Origin of the sequence: Corynebacterium sp. HMSC05H05 (assembly GCF_001807265.1) — a bacterium.
Classification (GTDB): Bacteria; Actinomycetota; Actinomycetes; order Mycobacteriales; family Mycobacteriaceae; genus Corynebacterium.
Window position 1 is genome coordinate 64,265 of the sequence record NZ_KV788403.1, and the last position, 16,016, is coordinate 80,280.

The following is a 16,016-nucleotide window of genomic DNA, read 5'->3' on the forward strand; positions in this document are numbered from 1 at the left end:
CGAAATTCTCATTAGCCTGGCTGGTATGAAAAGCCAGCCTCGAGTTCTCGCCATCGTCCTGGCCGGCGGTGAGGGCAAGCGCCTGTTTCCGTTGACCGCTGACCGTGCCAAGCCCGCCGTGCCGTTCGGCGGCAACTACCGTCTCATCGACTTTGTCCTGTCCAACCTGGTTAACGCGGGCTATATGCGCATCGCGGTGCTGACCCAGTACAAATCCCACTCGCTGGACCGTCACGTGGCCACCGCGTGGAACGTCTCTGGCCCGACGCAGCAGTACATCGCATCGGTGCCGGCCCAGCAGCGCCGCGGCAAGCGCTGGTACTCGGGCTCGGCGGATGCGATCGTGCAGTCGCTGAACCTGATCTACGACGACGCTCCGGACTACGTGCTGGTCTTCGGCGCGGATCACGTCTACCGCATGGACCCGTCGCAGATGGTGGAGGACCACATCGCCTCGGGCAAGGCCGCCACGGTGGCTGGCATTCGCGTGCCGCGCTCGGAGGCGCACGCGTTCGGCTGCATCCAGTCGGACGACGACGGCACGATCACGGAGTTCCTGGAAAAGCCCGATAACCCGCCGGGGACCCCGGACGACCCGGAGACCACGTTCGCGTCCATGGGCAACTACTGCTTCTCCACCGAGGCGCTGATCCAGGCGCTGCTGGAAGACGAGCAAAACGAAGACTCTGCCCACGACATGGGCGGCGACATCATCCCGTACTTCGTGGCCCAGGGCGAGGCGAACGTGTACGACTTCTCCCGCAACGAGGTCCCGGGCGCGACGGAGCGCGACCGCGGCTACTGGCGCGACGTTGGCACCGTCGACTCGTTCTACGAAGCCCACATGGACCTCATTTCCTCGCACCCGGTGTTTAACCTCTACAACAAGGCGTGGCCCATTCACGCGACGGATGAGGACAACCTGCCGCCGGCGAAGTTCGTCATGGGCGGCATCGCGCAGGAGTCCATCGTGGCGTCCGGCTCCATCATCTCGGGCGCGACGGTGCGCAACTCGGTGCTGTCCACCGATGTCCGCGTCGAGGAAGGCGCCACCGTCGAAGGCTCAGTGCTGATGCCGGGCGTGCGCGTGGGCAAGGGCGCGGTGGTGCGCCACTGCATCCTGGACAAAAACGTCTACGTCTCCGACGGGGAGATCGTCGGCGTGGACCCCGAACGCGACCGCGAGCGCTTCAACGTCTCCGACAGCGGCGTGGTGTGCGTGGGTAAAAACGAGGTGATTTAGCGCCGCTTGGTCAGGAGCGTCAGCCCGCCGTCGAGAGGCAGGCGCGCGATGGCGGCCTCTTCGAGCGCCAGCGTATCGACGAAAGCGTCCGCCTCCCTCGCCGCCTCAGTTTCGCGGTCGCGGCGGGTGGGGTCGGCCACGGTGCCGTCGAGAAGCGAGCCCGCGATGACGAGCGTGCCGCCGGGGGCGAGCAGGGGCCACGCGGCGTCGATGAGCGGGCGCAACTCCACGGCCGCGACGTCGGCGTAGATGAGCTGGTACGCGCCCGTTGCCAGCCGGCTCATCACATCGAGCGGGCGGGAGGTGAGGAAACGCACGCGCGACGGCGCGAAGCCCGCGGCGCGGAACGCCTCCTTCGCGCCCGCCTGCAGCGCCGCCTCCGGCTCGATGCAGGTGAGGGTGGCCTTCTTGCGCAGACCGGCGAGGATGTGCAGGCCCGCAACACCCGCGGCCGGGGTCACCGCGACCGCGCCCTGGGCGGCCTCGTTGCCTGCCGCCAGCACGGACAACAGATCGCCCACGATCTGGCTGGGAACCGGCACGCCGTTTTCCCCGGCGTCCTCGCGGGCGCGGGCGAGTGCTTCGCCCACCGCCTCCGGCAGGTGGTCCCGGCGGGAGTCGATGTAGGTGCTCAGTTGGGTAAACGCTGTCTCACTCACACCGGCAATCATAGCGGGGCGCATGTGCCCAGGGAGCTCACAGCAGGCGTGCTGGCATCTGGGAGGTTGATCTGCCAAACTACTTGCCATGACCTCTGAGGAAAACCAGCTGTCCGGCACTGCCGCGTTCGACGCGGGCGAGGGGGCCATGCCCACCTGGTCGGAGCTGGTGCAGGAACACGCCGACAGCGTGTACCGCCTTGCCTACCGCCTCTCCGGCAACCAACACGACGCGGAAGACCTGACGCAGGAGACCTTCATGCGCGTGTTCCGGAGCCTGAAGAACTACCAGCCGGGCACCTTCGAAGGCTGGCTGCACCGCATTACAACCAACCTGTTTTTGGACATGGTGCGCCGCCGCGCGAAGATCCGCATGGAGGCGCTGCCGGAGGACTACGAGCGCGTGCCGGGCACCGACATGACGCCGGAGGAGGCCTACAACGTGGCCAACCTGGACCCGGCGCTGCAGCGCGCGCTGGATGATTTGGCGCCGGACTTCCGCGTCGCCGTCGTGCTTTGCGACGTCATGGGCATGACCTACGAGGAAATCGGCGACACCCTCGGCGTGAAGATGGGCACCGTGCGCTCGCGCATCCACCGCGGGCGCGCGCAGCTGCGCGAGTCGCTGGAGGCGCAGGCGCTTGACGACGCGCACGCGAAAGAACTCATCCGCACCCGCTAACCAAGCGACGTGATGATGTCCATGGCCAAACGCGAATTCAACTCCACCGACCACCTGAACCCGGAAGCGGTCGCCGCCTTCGTGGACGGCGAACTGTCTGATTCAGCGTTCCGCCGCGCCGCCCGCCACCTGACCGACTGCGACGAGTGCAGCGCCGAGGTCGACGCCCAGCGCCGCGCCGCGAACCGGCTGCGCGTGGTGGACAACTCGGGCGTGCACGCCCCGGCGTCGCTGGTGGAGCGCTTGGCCGGCATGGGCGCCGGGGACCTCGACAGGGCGGGCGAGGCGCCGGGCCCTCGCGGCCGGGTCAGGGATCTTGGTGCCAACCTCAGCTCGGCGCTGCACTCGGCTCTGGGCGCGCTGAAGCGGCGCGGGGAGTAGGGTGTTGTAGGTGTTTTCCAACATCGGCTGGGGCGAGATTTTCTTCATCCTGATCATCGGGCTCATCGTGATCGGGCCCGAACGCCTGCCCGCCGTGGTGGAGGATGTGCGCGCGGCGATCTACGCCGCGAAGAAGGCCATCAACAACGCCAAGGCTGAGCTCAACGGGGAGCTGGAGGGCTTCGAGGAGTTTAAAAAGCCGATCGACACCGTGTCCCAGTACGCGTCGATGGGCCCGCGCCGCGCGATGGCAAAGGTGTTGTTCGAGGACGAGGCCGTGGACCCGCGCCAGGCCAACCCCGAGCCCACCCGCTCGGGACCGCGCCCCGCGGCGCAGGAGCAGCCGAGGCCGGAGCAGCCGAGGCAGGATCAGGCGGAGCGGCCGTCGAAAGGCAGGAGCTTCTCCTGGGAGGACGTTATTTAACCTGCGGGTTGAGGCTCTTGCCTGCGAGGGATTCGCGGCGCACCTTCAACTGATCCGCCACCGCCTGGATGGCCTTGGCGGCGGGCGAGTCCGGCTCGGAGAGGACGACGGGGGTGCCGGTGTCGCCGTGCTCGCGAAGCTTCGGGTCCAGGGGGATGGAGCCCAGCAGTGTCACGTCGGAGTCCGTCAGCTGGGTCAGGCGCTCGGCCACCTGCTCGCCGCCGCCCTCGCCGAAGATGTTCATCACGGTGCCGTCGGGCATGGTCATGCCGGCCATGTTCTCGATTACGCCGGCGATCTTCTGGTCGGTCTGCTGCGCGATCGTGCCGGCGCGCTCGGCCACCTCGGCCGCGGCGGCCTGCGGGGTGGTCACGATGAGCAGCTCCGCGTTCGGCACGAGCTGCGCGACGGTGATGGCAACGTCGCCGGTGCCGGGCGGCAGGTCCATGAACAGCACGTCCAGGTCGCCCCAGTACACGTCCGCCAGGAACTGCTGGATCGCGCGGGTGAGCATGGGCCCGCGCCACACGATCGGCGCGTTGCCTTCGACGAACTGGCCCACGGAGATGTGACGCACGCCGTGGGCGATCGGCGGCATGATCATCTCGTCGACAACCGTGGGGCCCTGCTCAGCCGAGCCCATCAGGCCGGGCACGGAGTGGCCGTAGATGTCCGCGTCCACCACACCGACGCTCAACCCCTGCGCAGCCAGGGCGGTGGCCAGGTTCACGGTCATCGAGGACTTGCCCACGCCGCCCTTGCCGGAGGCGACGGCGAAGATTCGGGTGCGCGTGTCCGGGTCGGCGAAGGGGATGGCGGGGCCGGTCTGCTCGCCGCGCAGCTTCAGCGCAAGCGCCCGGCGCTGCTCGTCGCTCATGGTGTGCAGGGTGACGGTAACGTCGCCGACGCCGTCGAGCTCCTCGAGCACCGCGCGGGTGTTTGACTCGATGGTGTCGCGCATCGGGCAGCCAGCGATGGTCAGGTAGATGCCCACGGCCACGTCCGCGCCGCTAATACGCACGGATTCCACCATGTCCAGTTCGGTGATGGGCTTGCCAATCTCGGGGTCCTCCACGCGCTCGAGCGCGGCGAGGACATCCTGTTCTGTGATTTTTTGTTCTGTAGCCATGTTGCCCAGCAGTATAACGGTGCGTCGCGGCCGAGCGGATACACTGGTGGGCATGACAAATCCCATGAGCAACTCGTCCCGTGTGCCTGCGCGCGAGGTTCCCACGGGCTGGCCTGTCGGCAGCTTCAAGACGTACGCCGAGGCGCAGGAGGCGGTGGATTCGCTTTCCGACAAGGAGTTCCCGGTGGAGAAGCTGTCCATCGTGGGCGTGGACCTGATGCAGGTGGAGAAGATCACGGGCCGCCTGACCTGGGGCAAGGTACTGGGCACCGGCGCGCTCTCGGGCCTGTGGATGGGCCTGTTTTTGGGCCTGATTCTCTCGGTGTTCACCGAGCCGGGGTCGGGCTGGGTGACGTTTACCACCACGCTGATCGTCGGCGCGATCTTCGGCGTGATTTTCGCGGCGGTGGCCTACGCGTTTACCGGCGGCAAGCGCGACTTCTCCTCCGCGACGACGATCGTGGCGGGCCGGTACGACGTGCTGTGCGAGCCGGATGCGGCCCCGCATGCGCGTGATCTCATCGCGGGCCAGCTGCCTATCGACGACGCGTCGCAGCCCCATCCCGATGCGTAAGCCGTACCGCGCCGTGGCGGCGCTTGCCGCGGGCGCACTGACCATCTCCGGGTTGTCCGGCTGCGTGCCCAATGGCCTGCAGAGCACGACGAAGGACCCGATCGCGATCGGCATCGACGCCGACGACCCAGAGCAGCGCGTCCTCGGCGAGATTTACAGCCGCGTGCTGCAGCAGCTGGGCCGGCCCACGAGCGTGACCGCCGCCGATTTTTCTGCCGGCGACACGCTGCGGGTGCTCAAGGAAACCCCGGTGGACTTCGTGGTGACCTGTACCGGCCGCCTTGTGGAGGAGACCGATGTGGAGGCCGCGAAGCGCCTGAAGCAGGAGGCGAAGGAGGAGCCAGCCGGGTTCTCGGACATGGTCTACGACCAAGCCATCGCGGGGTTGCCCAGCACCCTGCGCACCGTGGACCCCTCGCCGGCGCAAAGCTGCGGGCGTGCGGGTGAGTTGCCGCAGAACATCATCCCGCTGTTCGACAAGTCCGGCTTCGACCGCGGCGAGATCAACCGCCTGAACTTCATCACCCGAGTCATCTCCACCAAATCGCTGGAAGAAATGGTCGAAGACATCGAGGGCGGCGCCGACGTCCAGGACACGCTGGCGGCGTGGATGATGGAAAACGCCCACATCAACATCTACGACGACGAACTGCCGGACGCGGACGAGGATGGGGCAGCGGCGGGCGATTCCGCCGACAGCGACGGCGCGCGCTAGGCCGCCGCGAGTACACACCCCAGACACGAGGAAGGGCCCCGGGTAAACCCCGGGGCCCTAGCGCTTGAGGGGGGGGAGCGCGGTGACGTGCTCCGTCGTCAAGCTACTTTGCAAATGCCTCCTCGAGCAGCTGCTTCTCCTCCTGCTGGTGCACCTTGGCCACACCGGTTGCGGTGGTGGACTGGGCGCGGCGGGACACGCGGACCATCTCCGGCATGTCCGGGATCAGGGTGCGCAGGTGCTCGTTGTAGAACGGCCATGCGCCCTGGTTTGCCGGCTCGTCCTGGACCCAGCGGATCTCCTTGGCGTTCGGGTAGTTTTTGAACGCGTCGGCGAGGCGGTTGAAGGGGATCGGGTGGAGCATCTCCACGCGGATGATGGCGACGTCGTCGCGGCCGTCGGCCTCCTTCTTCTTTGCCAGCTCCCAGTAGATCTTGCCGGAGCAGAGCATGATGGTCTCCACCTTGTCGGTGTCGCCGATGACCTTGTTGCCGCGCTCGACGAAGTTCGGGTCGTCGATGACGGACTGGAAGCGGTTGACCTCGATGAAGTCAGCCGGCTGCGAGACGGCCGCCTTGTTGCGCAGCATGGACTTCGGCGTGAAGACGACCAGCGGGCGCTTCATTTCGCCGAGCGCCTGGCGGCGCAGCAGGTGGAAGTGGTTTGCCGGGGTGGTCGGCTGGGCGATGGTCATGGAGCCCTCTGCCACAAGCTGCAGGTAGCGCTCGATGCGTGCGGAGGAGTGGTCCGGGCCCTGGCCCTCGTAGCCGTGCGGCAGCAGTGAGATCAGCGAGGACAGCTCGCCCCACTTGGTCTCGGAGGAGGAGACGTACTCGTCGATGATGGTCTGGGCGCCGTTGGCGAAGTCGCCGAACTGCGCCTCCCAGGCCACCACAGCGTCCTTGTTGCCCAGGGTGTAGCCGTATTCGAAGCCCATGCCGGCGTACTCGGTCAGGGCGGAGTTGAACACCTGGAAGTGGCCGCCATCGCCGTTCTCCTGTGCGTTGTGGTCCAGCGGGTTGTACGCCTCGGCGTTGTCCGGGTTGTACAGCACCGCGTGGCGCTGGGTGAAGGTGCCGCGCTGGGAGTCCTCGCCGGCGAGGCGGACAAACTTGCCCTGCTCCGCCAGGGAGCCGAAGGCGAGCAGCTCGCCCCAGCCCCAGTCGATGTCGCCGTCGGTGAAGGAGCCGCCGCGCTTCTTCAGCACGGACTTCAGGCGCTTGTTCGGAGTGAAGTCCTCCGGCAGGTTCGCGTACGCGTCGGCGAGGCGCTTGAACTGCTCCTCGGAGATGTTCGTGTCCAGGCCGCGGGTGAGCTCCTGGGACTCGGTGATGCCGGTCTGTTCGCTCGGCTTGCCCTTCTCGGCCTTGACGTCGGAGAAGACGGAATCCAGCTGGTCGTGGAAGTCCTGTGCTGCCTTCTCTGCGTCTTCCTCGGTGATGTCGCCGCGGCCGATGAGGTCCTGCGTGTAGCGGGTGCGCACCGACGGGTGAGAGTTGATGCGGTCGTACATGACCGGCTGGGTCACCGTCGGGTCGTCGGCCTCGTTGTGGCCGCGCAGACGGTAGCAGATCAGGTCGATGAAGACGTCCTTGCCAAACTCGCGGCGGTACTCGGTGGCCAGCTGGGCCACCCATGCTGCGGCCTCCGGGTCGTCGCCGTTGACGTGGAACACCGGGCAGTCGAAGCCCTTGGCCAGGTCGGTGGCGTAGTAGGAGGAACGGCCGGAATCCGGGGTGGTGGTGAAGCCGATCTGGTTGTTCACCACGATGTGGATGGTGCCGCCGACGGTGTAGCCCGGCAGGCGGGACAGGTTCAGCGTCTCCTGGACCACGCCCAGGCCGGTGAAGGATGCGTCGCCGTGCAGCATCAGCGGCACGACCGGGTGGTCCTCGCGGCCCTTGGCAAACTTGATCTGGTCGGCCTTGGCGCGCGCCATGCCCACCAGGACCGGGTCGACGGCTTCGAGGTGGGACGGGTTGGCGGCCAGGGAGACCTTGATCTCGCCGTCGCCGAACATCTGGATGTGCTCGCCCTCGAAGCCGAGGTGGTACTTCACGTCGCCGGAGCCGCCCTGCTGGGCTGCGCGCATGTTGCCCTCAAACTCGTTGAAGATGGTGGCAACCGGCTTGCCCACGATGTTGAACAGCACGTTCAGGCGGCCGCGGTGCGGCATGCCGATGACAACCTCTTCCAGGCCCTGGCCAGCCGCGGTGTCGATGATGGCGTCCATCAGCGGGATCAGGGTCTCGGCGCCCTCAAGCGAGAAGCGCTTCTGGCCGAGGTACTTGGTCTGCAGGAAGTTCTCGAAGGCCTCGGCGGCGTTCAGCTTCTGCAGGATGTACTTCTGCTCCGGGCCGGTCGGCTTGGGCATGCCGGCCTCGACGCGGTCGCGCAGCCACTCGCGTTCGTCGCGGTCCATGATGTGGGAGTACTCGGTGCCCACCTTCAGGGTGTAGGCGGCGCGCAGGCGGGACATAACCTCGCGCAGAGTCATCTGCTCCTTGCCGCCGAAGCCGCCGACGTGGAAGACGCGGTCCAGGTCCCACAGGGTCAGGCCGTGGGTTTCCATGAGCAGGTCGCGGGAGTCGGGCTTGGGCAGGCCCGGCTGATGCCAGTGCAGCGGGTTGGTGTCGGCGATGAGGTGGCCGCGGGAGCGGTACGCCTCGATCAGCTGCATGACGCGGGTGTCCTTGTTGATGCCGGTGTTCGGCTCGTCCTGTGCCCAGCGCAGCGGAGCGTAGGGGATCTGCAGGGAGCGGAAGATCTCGTCCCAGAACTTGTCGTCGATGAGCAGCTGGGAGATGTCGCGCAGGAACTCGCCGGACTCCGCGCCCTGGATGACGCGGTGGTCGTAGGTGGAGGTCAGGGTGACCAGCTTGCCCACGCCGAGCTCGGCGAGGCGGTCCTCGGAGGCGCCCGCGAACTCCGCCGGGTAGTCCATTGCGCCGACGCCGACGATGGTGCCCTGGCCCTTGGTCAGGCGCGGGATGGAGTGTCGGGTGCCGATGCCGCCCGGGTTGGTCAGCTGGATGGTCACGCCGGAGAAGTCGTCCATGGTGAGCTTGCCGTCGCGGGCGCGGGCGACGATGTCTTCGTAGGCTTCGACGAACTCGTTGAAGTCCTTGTTCTCGCACTCCTTGATGGCGGCGACAACCAGGGAACGGGAGCCGTTCTTGCCCGGCAGGTCGATGGCCAGGCCGAGGTTGATGTGCTCCGGCTGCACCGCGAAGGACTTGTTGCCGTCCTCCTTGTAGTTCTTGTTCATGTCCGGGTGCAGCTTGGTAGCCAGGACGATGGCGTAGCCCAGGATGTGGGTGAAGGAGACCTTGCCGCCGCGGGTGCGCTTGAGGTGGTCGTTGATCAGCGCACGGTTTTCAAACATGAGCTTGACCGGCATGTCGCGCACGGTGGTCGCGGTGGGTACCTCGAGCGACTCGTTCATGTTCTTGGCAATGGCCTTGAAAGCGCCCTTGAGTTGGAACTCGCCGGGCTCAGCCTCGACCTGGTTGACCTTGTCAAGCGGGGAGGGCTTCGCGGCGGCTGCGGTGCGCTTCGGCTTGGCGGCCACCTTGGCCGCTGCCTCGTCCACCTTGGTTTCGCGGCCGTCCTGGCTCGGGGCGCCGGTGGTGCGGGAGACCTTCGGGTCAGTCTTCGGAGTGCTTGCGCTCTCGTCGGAAGGGGTGACGTTGGGGGTGCCCTTCGCGGTCTTAGGAGCGCCCTTGTTCTCGAAGAGTTCGCGCCATTCGGCGTCCACCGAGTTGGGGTCGTCCTTGTACTGCTGGAACATCTCGTCAACCAGCCAGCTGTTCTGGCCGAACGTGTTTTCGCTGCTCACGGCAGGTTCTCGCCTTCCTTCTGGGTTGTGTTCGCGGAACGTTTCTTTGACTGTAATCGTCGGCGCTGGTAACGCGCTAACTTGGATTGTTCCTCTCCACGGGGGACCAATGTTTCACCCCCGTTATCGGTTAATAGCCCACATATGGGCATATCTTCCGCCTGCGGAGATGAGGTCCTCGTGGCAGCCGTCTTCAATGATACGTCCTTCATCCACGACGAGTATGCGGTCGGCCCGCGCGGCTGTGGCGAGCCGGTGTGCGACCACCACGGAGGTGCGGCCCGCCATCGCCTTGTCGGAGGCGTCGAGGACGGCGCGTTCGGTGGCGGGGTCGAGGGTGGCCGTGGCTTCGTCGAGAAGCAGCACCGCAGGTTTGAGCATCTCGGCGCGCGCAAGCGCGATGATCTGGCGCTGTCCGGAACTTAGGCCCCGGCCGCGTTCGCCGACGCGCGCGTTGAAGCCGCCGGGGATGGTGCCGATGACGCCGAGGGCGCCTATGCGCTCCACCGCGGCCTGCACCTCGTCGTCAGTGGCGCCGGCCGCCCCGTAGGCGATGTTGTCGGCGACGGTGCCGGGGAAGAGGTAGGACTCCTGCGGCACCTGCGCGAGCGCGCGCCGCCAATCCGCGAGCGGGAACTCGGCGACGTTCGTCCCCGACGCGCGCACGACACCTTCCACTGGGTCGTAGAAGCGGGCCAGCAGCTTGACGACGGTCGACTTGCCCGCCCCCGTCGGCCCCACGAGTGCCACGGTGGAACCGGGCGACAGGGACAAATCCATCCCATCGAACACTGGCTCTGCATCGGCGGAGTAGCCGAAGGTGACGCCGTCAAGCGAAAGCTCCCCGGACGCCGCGGTGTGCGCGCCGGGGCGGGTGCCTGTGTCGGGGACGGTGGTGCGCTCGGCGAGCAGTTCGCGGATGCGGTCGAAGCTGACGGTGGCTTGCTGCCAGGAGTCGAAGATTTGGCCGAGCTGCTGGATCGGGCCGTAAAGCTGGCTGAGGTACATGGTGAACGCGACGAGCACGCCGACCGACAGCGAGCCGTCCGCGATGCGGGTCGCGCCGACGCCGATGATCACCGCGGTCATGACCTGGGAGACGAACTGCATGCCGGGGAAGTACAGGCCCACCAGGCGCACAGAGTTCATGCGGATGCGGCGGTATTCGTCGCTCATCTGGGCAAAGCGCGCCTCGAAGTGGTCTTGGGCCAGGTGGGTTTGGGTGACGCGGATGCCACCGATGAGTTCGGCGAAATCGCCGTTGACCGCGGAGATCTGTGCCCGCGAGGCGGCGTAGAAGCGCTTGGAAAAATGCCGGAACCCCCAGGTGGCCAACGCGATGACGGGCACGGCGGCAAAGGCGACGAGCGCGAGCTGGCCGTCGGTGGCCACCAGCATCACCGTCACGCCGGCGAGCGAGCCGACGGCGACGATGGCTTGGGCCAGCCCGGTTTGCAGGAAGCTGGACAGGGTGTCGATGTCCGTGGTCATGCGCGTCATGATCTTGCCGGACAGGCGCGATTCGAAAAAGCTCAAGCCCAGCTGCTGCAGGTGGGCGTAGGAGCGTAGGCGCAGGCCATAGAGGAGGCGCTCGCCGGAGCGCGAGGACAGCACCGTCATCACGGTCATGGACGCCCACGCCACCGCTACCACGGCGAGCGCGATCAGCCCGGTGCGGATCAGGCTGGCCTGGTCGGCGCCGGCGATGCCGCGGTCCACAGCGGCGCGCACAAGGGTGGGAAATGCCAGGTCTGCCAGCACGCCGACCACCAGCAGGGCGACGGTGCCGGCGATGAGCCAGCGCACCGCGCGGAAGAGGTCGCGCACGTGGAAGTCGCTGGACGGGGTGCGCAGCTGCTCCAGACGCTCCTCGCTTAAGTTCGGCTGCTCGGTGGCCGCGGGGAGTTTTTCCACCCGCGCGAGCAGCTCCGGGGTGGCGTTGACCGTGGACGCGCGCCCGGTGGTGGGCACGATCACGCGCTCGCGCTCCGGCTCGGTGACCGCGGGCCACAGCTCGGCGCGCGTGGGGCTGGCGGGCAGCTCCGCGGGGGCGTCCGCAGACATGGTGGCCAGGTACTCCGGGCTGCCCACAACCTCATCGCGGGGCCCACACTTGACGACGGCTCCGCCGCGCACCACCGCAACTACATCCGCGTGGTCCACGGTGGACTGCCGGTGCGCGACCGTGAGCACCGCGACGTCCTCGAGCGCCTCGCGCAGGTTGGCCAGGATGCGGGACTCGGTGATGGCGTCGATGGCGCTGGTGGCGTCGTCGAGCACGAGCACCTCAGGGGCGGCCATCAGCGCGCGGGCAAGCGCGATGCGTTGGCGCTGCCCGCCGGAAAGCGTCAGGCCACGCTCGCCGACCTCGGTGTCGTAGCCGTCCGGCAACCGCTCGATGAACTCGTCGGCGCACGCCAGGCGCGCCGCCTCGCGCACTGCGGCGTCGAGCTCGTCGGGCGGCAGGTGCGAGCCCATGGCGATGTTCTCGCGCACGGAGGAGGAGAACAGAAACGCCTCGTCGAACACGCACAGGACCTTCTGGCGCAGGGCGGCGGGGGAGGCGGAGCCGTCGAAAAGCTCGACGCTTCCGGAATCCGGCTGGTAGAACCCGCCGGCAAGCTGGACGGCCATGGTTTTGCCCGCGCCGGGCGGGCCGACGAGCGCGACCGTTTCGCCCGGGCGCACGGTGAGCGAAAACCCGTTGAGGACGGGGTTGCCGCCGGTGGCGAAGTGCACGTTGTCAAAGCGCAGGCCCGTGCCAGTTGTGGGGGTTGCAGAGCGTTCAGTGGCGGGGGCGAGCTTGAGCACGTCGTCGAGGCGGTCGAAGGAGCTCATGCCCATCTGCAGGCGCACGTACTGGTTGGTCAGCATGGACAGCATCGACGTCAGGGAGGTCAGGTATGCCGTGAACGCGACGAACTGGCCGATGGTGATCTGCCCGCGGATGGCCAGCATGCCGCCGGCGATGATGGTGACCACCAGCGCGACCTTGGGCAGCTGGGAGAGGATGGGCTGGAAGCGCGCAGTGAGCTTCGCCGCGCGCATCTTCACCGCGTAGAGGTGGCGGCCCAGTTGATCCAGCTGGTCGATCTCGCGCTGTTCTTGGCCGAACGCCTTGACCACGCGCACGCCGGAGACGGTCTGCTCGACGTGCTCCGCCAGCTCCGCGGTGGCGTGCTGGTTCACCCACGTGGCGGCGTAGAGCGTTGTGCGCGAGCGGTTAGCCTCCCACAGGATCAGCGGCAGCAGCGCGAGTGACATCAGGGTCAGCGGGATGTCCATCCACAGCATCACCGCGAGAGTGAGCGCGAGCTGCACGGTGCGGGTGAGCATCATGGCCAAGGTGTCCAGCACCATCTGGTACATGTTCAAATCCGAGATGGAGCGCGAGACAATCTGGCCGGTGACGATGGTGTCCTGGCCCGGCCCGTCTAGGCGGTGCAGCGTGCGCAGGATCTCGGTGCGCAGCCAGTGCTGGGAGCTGGACGCCAGCCGGCCCGCCGTGACACGGCGGGTGAAGCTTAAGGCGTAGGTGGCCGCGGCGGCGGCGACCATTGCCCACGCGGTGTGCGTCACCGAGCCCTCCGCGTTGCCGGTGGCGAGGTCCACCGCGTGGCCCGTTAGCGCCGGCACCGCCGTTTGAAACACCGCCGCGAGGGTGGCGGCGGCAAAGGCGGCGACGGCCGCGGGGCGGTTGGCGCGTAGGGATCGGGTGAGCAGGGGGTTAATTGTTGTCGCCGCCCTTGTCGCCTGTCACGTCTTTGACGATTGTCACGTCCGCCTTGTCCTCGTCCTTGAACTGGCGCAGGATCCAGGCCGCGAACTCCTTGGGGTTGAGGCTCAGGGCCTTGTCGTCGTCGCCGTCGTTGTCTTTCTGCGGCAGCGGTGCCGCAAACCCCGCGGGCACCGCGCCGAGGCCGGACTGGACGTTGCCGATCACGCCGTCGGCGAGCTTGCGGTTGGCGGTGGTGCCGGCGACCGCGCCGATGCCCAGCGGCATGAGCTTTCCCAGCCACGCGCGGTGCAGGGACTTGTGCATGGAGCGCATGGCGATGCGCTGCAGCACGTTGTTGGTGTTGGACAGGGTCGGGCCGGAGAACTTCGCCAGGGTGGACTTGCCGGGGATCTTGCCGGCGTCGTCGCCAAGCATGGCGTCCACAATCGCCAGCCCCTTCGCACCCATCAGCAGCGAGAGCACGAGCGCGCGGCGGCGCTCCGGGTCGTCGATGTCTTCGCCGCGCAGGTAGGCGGACGCCACGGCGTAGAACGCGGCGAGGTCCAAAAACAGCACGGATTCGCCCGCCACCGCGGCCGCGCCGGTAAACAGCCCGATGCCGGGCACGGCGGCTGCGGCACCCACGCCCGCGCCGGTGCCGGTGACGGTGTTTTTCAGGTGCTTGTCCATCAGCTTCTGAATCTCCGCCGGCGTTGCTTCCGGGTTCTGGCGGCGCAGCCAGTTCACGTACGTGCGGATGGTGGAGGTCTGCATCTGCACTGCCTTATCCACTGCGCCGATAAACGCGCGCCCCAGCGGGCCGGCGTCCTTTTCTAGCTGCTGCGGGTCTTCGCGCAGCGCTTCCTCGATCTCCTGGCGGACGGCGAGGTCCTGGTTGTTTTTCTTGTTGCCAAACATAAACAGTCTCTTGCGCTCATCGGTTTTTTACGTCGGTCCAGCATAGTTGGATGTCGTGTGCATGCGTCTACGCTGGATGGCATGACTGCCGTCGAGCACCCTGTCGCAGACACCACCGCGGGCAAGGTCCGCGGCGTAGTGGACCCGCGCTCCGGTATGCGCACGTGGCGCGGGGTGCCGTTCGGCGCGTCCACCGCGCACACAGGCAGGTTCCGCGCCCCGCAGCCGACACAGAAGTGGCAGGGGCTTTACGACGCCTCACGGTTCGCCCCGCCCGCCATGCAGGGCACGTTCGGCTGGCGCGACGCCGTCATCGGCACCGAGGACTGCCTGACCTTGGACATTGTGCGCCCCGACACCGACGAGGAACTGCCGGTGGTGGTCTACTTCCACGGCGGCACCTTTGTCACCGGCGCCAGCAACGAGAAGGTGCTGCAGGGGCATTTGCTTGCTCGGGCCACGAAGGTCGTCTACGTCTCCGTGAACTTCCGCCTCGGCGTGCTGGGGTATTTGGACTTCCGCTCGTTGGGCCACGACTGCGTGGCCACGCCCGCGTTGCTAGACCAGATCCTGGCGCTGGAGTGGGTGCGCGCGAACATCGCCAACTTCGGCGGGGATCCGGACCGGGTGACCATCATGGGCGAATCCGCCGGCGGGGCGGCCGTGGTGCACTTGATGTGCTCGCCGTCCGCGCGCGGGCTGTTCCACGGCGCGGTGGCACAGTCGCCGCCACCGGCGAGCGTGCACTCGCGCCTGCAGGCGGCGATGTGGGTGCGCGAGCTGGTCACCCGGATGGGCCTGCCGCGCACGACCACGCTCGCGGACCTGCGCGAGACCCGCGCCGAGGAACTCGTGCGCGCTGGCCAATCCATGCTGCTGAACACCAAGGAGCTGGTGCAGCTCAACACCAGTTTCATGCCCACCGTGGACGGGGAGACGCTCACCGCGCACCCCATTGACACCTTCGAGGAGGGCGAGCAGGCAGCCGTGCCGCTGATCGTGGGCACCAACTCGGACGAGGCGAGCTTTGCCAAGGCGATCTACCAAACCACCAAGTCGCGCCAGCGGGCGGCGCGCCGGGCGCTGGAGGCTTTCGACCCCGTCAACGCCCAATCGGTGCTGCGCGCCTACGACTACGCCGGGCTTCGCGGCGACTACGCCGACCTCATCGCCGACGCGGTGTTCTGGGCGCCGACGGTGATCCTGGCCACCGCCCACCGCAGGAAAGCGCAGACGTGGATGTACCGCTTCGCCCACGCGTCCGCCGCGATGCGCATGCTGGGTTTAGGCGCGATGCACACCGCGGATTTGGGCGCGGTGTTCGGCGAGCCGAACGCCACGAAGGCCTCGCGCTGGGACGTTTTCGGCGGCACCCAGGCGTTTACTGAGGTCAGCCGCGTGATGCAGTACCACTGGGGGCGGTTCTTCCACACCGGCGCGCCGGGTGAGGAGTGGCCGGTTTACGGCTTCCGCTCCGACGACCGGCCGGGCCGCGCGACGGCCGTGTTTGACGCGGGCATGCGGGTGGAGTGGGACCCGAAGGCCTCGCAGCGCAGGGCGTGGGAGGGCTTTGACATGCGCGAGTGGGGCATCCACCGCCAGGACCTGATGGATTCGGCGGCTTCGCTGCTCGGCGCCGCGCATCCGTCCTGGGGTGACAGTTAACCCTGCGGTGACAGTGAAATCCCACGCATGCGTAAGCATTCGTGGCTAGGCTTGTGCGCGTTGTGGCCGA

General features: G+C 67.5%; 12 protein-coding genes. 7 read left to right on the top strand and 5 right to left on the bottom strand.

What is annotated here, in order from left to right; genetic code table 11:
* The first annotated feature begins 25 nt into the window (after nucleotides 1–25).
* On the top strand, nucleotides 26–1,243 hold the full coding sequence (gene glgC, locus HMPREF3151_RS08420; protein ID WP_070475120.1) for a glucose-1-phosphate adenylyltransferase: 1,218 nt from the start codon (nucleotides 26–28) through the stop codon (nucleotides 1,241–1,243).
* Here glgC and HMPREF3151_RS08425 read toward each other — a convergent pair.
* Nucleotides 1,240–1,926 (bottom strand): O-methyltransferase, encoded by a 687-nt coding sequence (locus HMPREF3151_RS08425; RefSeq protein WP_210383725.1) that lies wholly within the window; start codon nucleotides 1,924–1,926, stop codon nucleotides 1,240–1,242. The two genes, glgC and HMPREF3151_RS08425, sit on opposite strands and share 4 nt — an antisense overlap.
* A gap of 64 nt (nucleotides 1,927–1,990) precedes the next feature.
* Here HMPREF3151_RS08425 and sigE point away from each other — a divergent pair, with 64 nt between their 5' ends.
* Genes sigE through tatB form a run of 3 tightly spaced genes read left to right on the top strand, consistent with a single transcriptional unit; the run spans nucleotide 1,991 to nucleotide 3,389 of the window.
* On the top strand, nucleotides 1,991–2,584 hold the full coding sequence (gene sigE, locus HMPREF3151_RS08430) for an RNA polymerase sigma factor SigE (RefSeq protein WP_034999735.1): 594 nt from the start codon (nucleotides 1,991–1,993) through the stop codon (nucleotides 2,582–2,584).
* Between the two features lie 21 nt (nucleotides 2,585–2,605).
* On the top strand, nucleotides 2,606–2,965 hold the full coding sequence (locus tag HMPREF3151_RS08435) for an anti-sigma factor family protein (RefSeq protein ID WP_210383726.1): 360 nt from the start codon (nucleotides 2,606–2,608) through the stop codon (nucleotides 2,963–2,965).
* A gap of 10 nt (nucleotides 2,966–2,975) precedes the next feature.
* Nucleotides 2,976–3,389 carry a Sec-independent protein translocase protein TatB gene (tatB, locus tag HMPREF3151_RS08440; RefSeq protein WP_070475093.1) on the top strand — a complete coding sequence of 138 codons (414 nt, stop codon included), beginning with the start codon at nucleotides 2,976–2,978 and terminating at the stop codon, nucleotides 3,387–3,389.
* Here the strand turns inward: tatB and HMPREF3151_RS08445 are convergent.
* Nucleotides 3,382–4,518, bottom strand: a complete 1,137-nt coding sequence (locus tag HMPREF3151_RS08445) for an Mrp/NBP35 family ATP-binding protein (protein ID WP_070475094.1) — start codon at nucleotides 4,516–4,518, stop codon at nucleotides 3,382–3,384. The two genes, tatB and HMPREF3151_RS08445, sit on opposite strands and share 8 nt — an antisense overlap.
* 52 nt (nucleotides 4,519–4,570) lie before the next feature.
* Here HMPREF3151_RS08445 and HMPREF3151_RS08450 point away from each other — a divergent pair, with 52 nt between their 5' ends.
* Entirely contained in the window at nucleotides 4,571–5,092 is a 522-nt protein-coding gene (locus tag HMPREF3151_RS08450; RefSeq protein ID WP_070475095.1) for a YflT domain-containing protein, read from the top strand.
* The gene (locus HMPREF3151_RS08455) at nucleotides 5,085–5,807 is read left to right on the top strand and encodes a hypothetical protein (protein WP_070475096.1); all 723 of its coding nucleotides are present in this window, start codon (nucleotides 5,085–5,087) and stop codon (nucleotides 5,805–5,807) included. Before HMPREF3151_RS08450 ends, HMPREF3151_RS08455 begins: the two co-directional genes overlap by 8 nt.
* Before the next feature lie 103 nt (nucleotides 5,808–5,910).
* On the opposite strand, the gene HMPREF3151_RS08460 is transcribed toward HMPREF3151_RS08455, so the two are convergent.
* The 3 genes from HMPREF3151_RS08460 to HMPREF3151_RS08470 form a co-directional block, all read right to left on the bottom strand.
* On the bottom strand, nucleotides 5,911–9,645 hold the full coding sequence (locus HMPREF3151_RS08460) for a multifunctional oxoglutarate decarboxylase/oxoglutarate dehydrogenase thiamine pyrophosphate-binding subunit/dihydrolipoyllysine-residue succinyltransferase subunit (RefSeq protein WP_070475097.1): 3,735 nt from the start codon (nucleotides 9,643–9,645) through the stop codon (nucleotides 5,911–5,913).
* 123 nt (nucleotides 9,646–9,768) lie between these two features.
* Entirely contained in the window at nucleotides 9,769–13,377 is a 3,609-nt protein-coding gene (locus tag HMPREF3151_RS08465) for an ABC transporter ATP-binding protein (protein WP_070475098.1), read from the bottom strand.
* Nucleotides 13,373–14,281, bottom strand: a complete 909-nt coding sequence (locus HMPREF3151_RS08470; RefSeq protein ID WP_070475099.1) for a hypothetical protein — start codon at nucleotides 14,279–14,281, stop codon at nucleotides 13,373–13,375. Before HMPREF3151_RS08470 ends, HMPREF3151_RS08465 begins: the two co-directional genes overlap by 5 nt.
* Nucleotides 14,282–14,362: 81 nt before the next feature.
* Here HMPREF3151_RS08470 and HMPREF3151_RS08475 point away from each other — a divergent pair, with 81 nt between their 5' ends.
* On the top strand, nucleotides 14,363–15,946 hold the full coding sequence (locus HMPREF3151_RS08475; RefSeq protein ID WP_070475100.1) for a carboxylesterase/lipase family protein: 1,584 nt from the start codon (nucleotides 14,363–14,365) through the stop codon (nucleotides 15,944–15,946).
* Nucleotides 15,947–16,016: the final 70 nt, after the last annotated feature.

Bases quoted from the DNA above. Each gene is read 5' to 3' on its own strand.
- HMPREF3151_RS08470 (WP_070475099.1), bottom strand. From the start codon at position 14,281: ATGTTTGGCAACAAGAAAAACAACCAGGACCTCGCCGTCCGCCAGGAG.
- glgC (WP_070475120.1), top strand. From the start codon at position 26: ATGAAAAGCCAGCCTCGAGTTCTCGCCATCGTCCTGGCCGGCGGTGAG.
- HMPREF3151_RS08450 (WP_070475095.1), top strand. From the start codon at position 4,571: ATGACAAATCCCATGAGCAACTCGTCCCGTGTGCCTGCGCGCGAGGTT.
- HMPREF3151_RS08475 (WP_070475100.1), top strand. From the start codon at position 14,363: ATGACTGCCGTCGAGCACCCTGTCGCAGACACCACCGCGGGCAAGGTC.
- HMPREF3151_RS08435 (WP_210383726.1), top strand. From the start codon at position 2,606: ATGGCCAAACGCGAATTCAACTCCACCGACCACCTGAACCCGGAAGCG.
- HMPREF3151_RS08445 (WP_070475094.1), bottom strand. From the start codon at position 4,518: ATGGCTACAGAACAAAAAATCACAGAACAGGATGTCCTCGCCGCGCTC.
- sigE (WP_034999735.1), top strand. From the start codon at position 1,991: ATGACCTCTGAGGAAAACCAGCTGTCCGGCACTGCCGCGTTCGACGCG.
- HMPREF3151_RS08455 (WP_070475096.1), top strand. From the start codon at position 5,085: ATGCGTAAGCCGTACCGCGCCGTGGCGGCGCTTGCCGCGGGCGCACTG.
- HMPREF3151_RS08425 (WP_210383725.1), bottom strand. From the start codon at position 1,926: ATGCGCCCCGCTATGATTGCCGGTGTGAGTGAGACAGCGTTTACCCAA.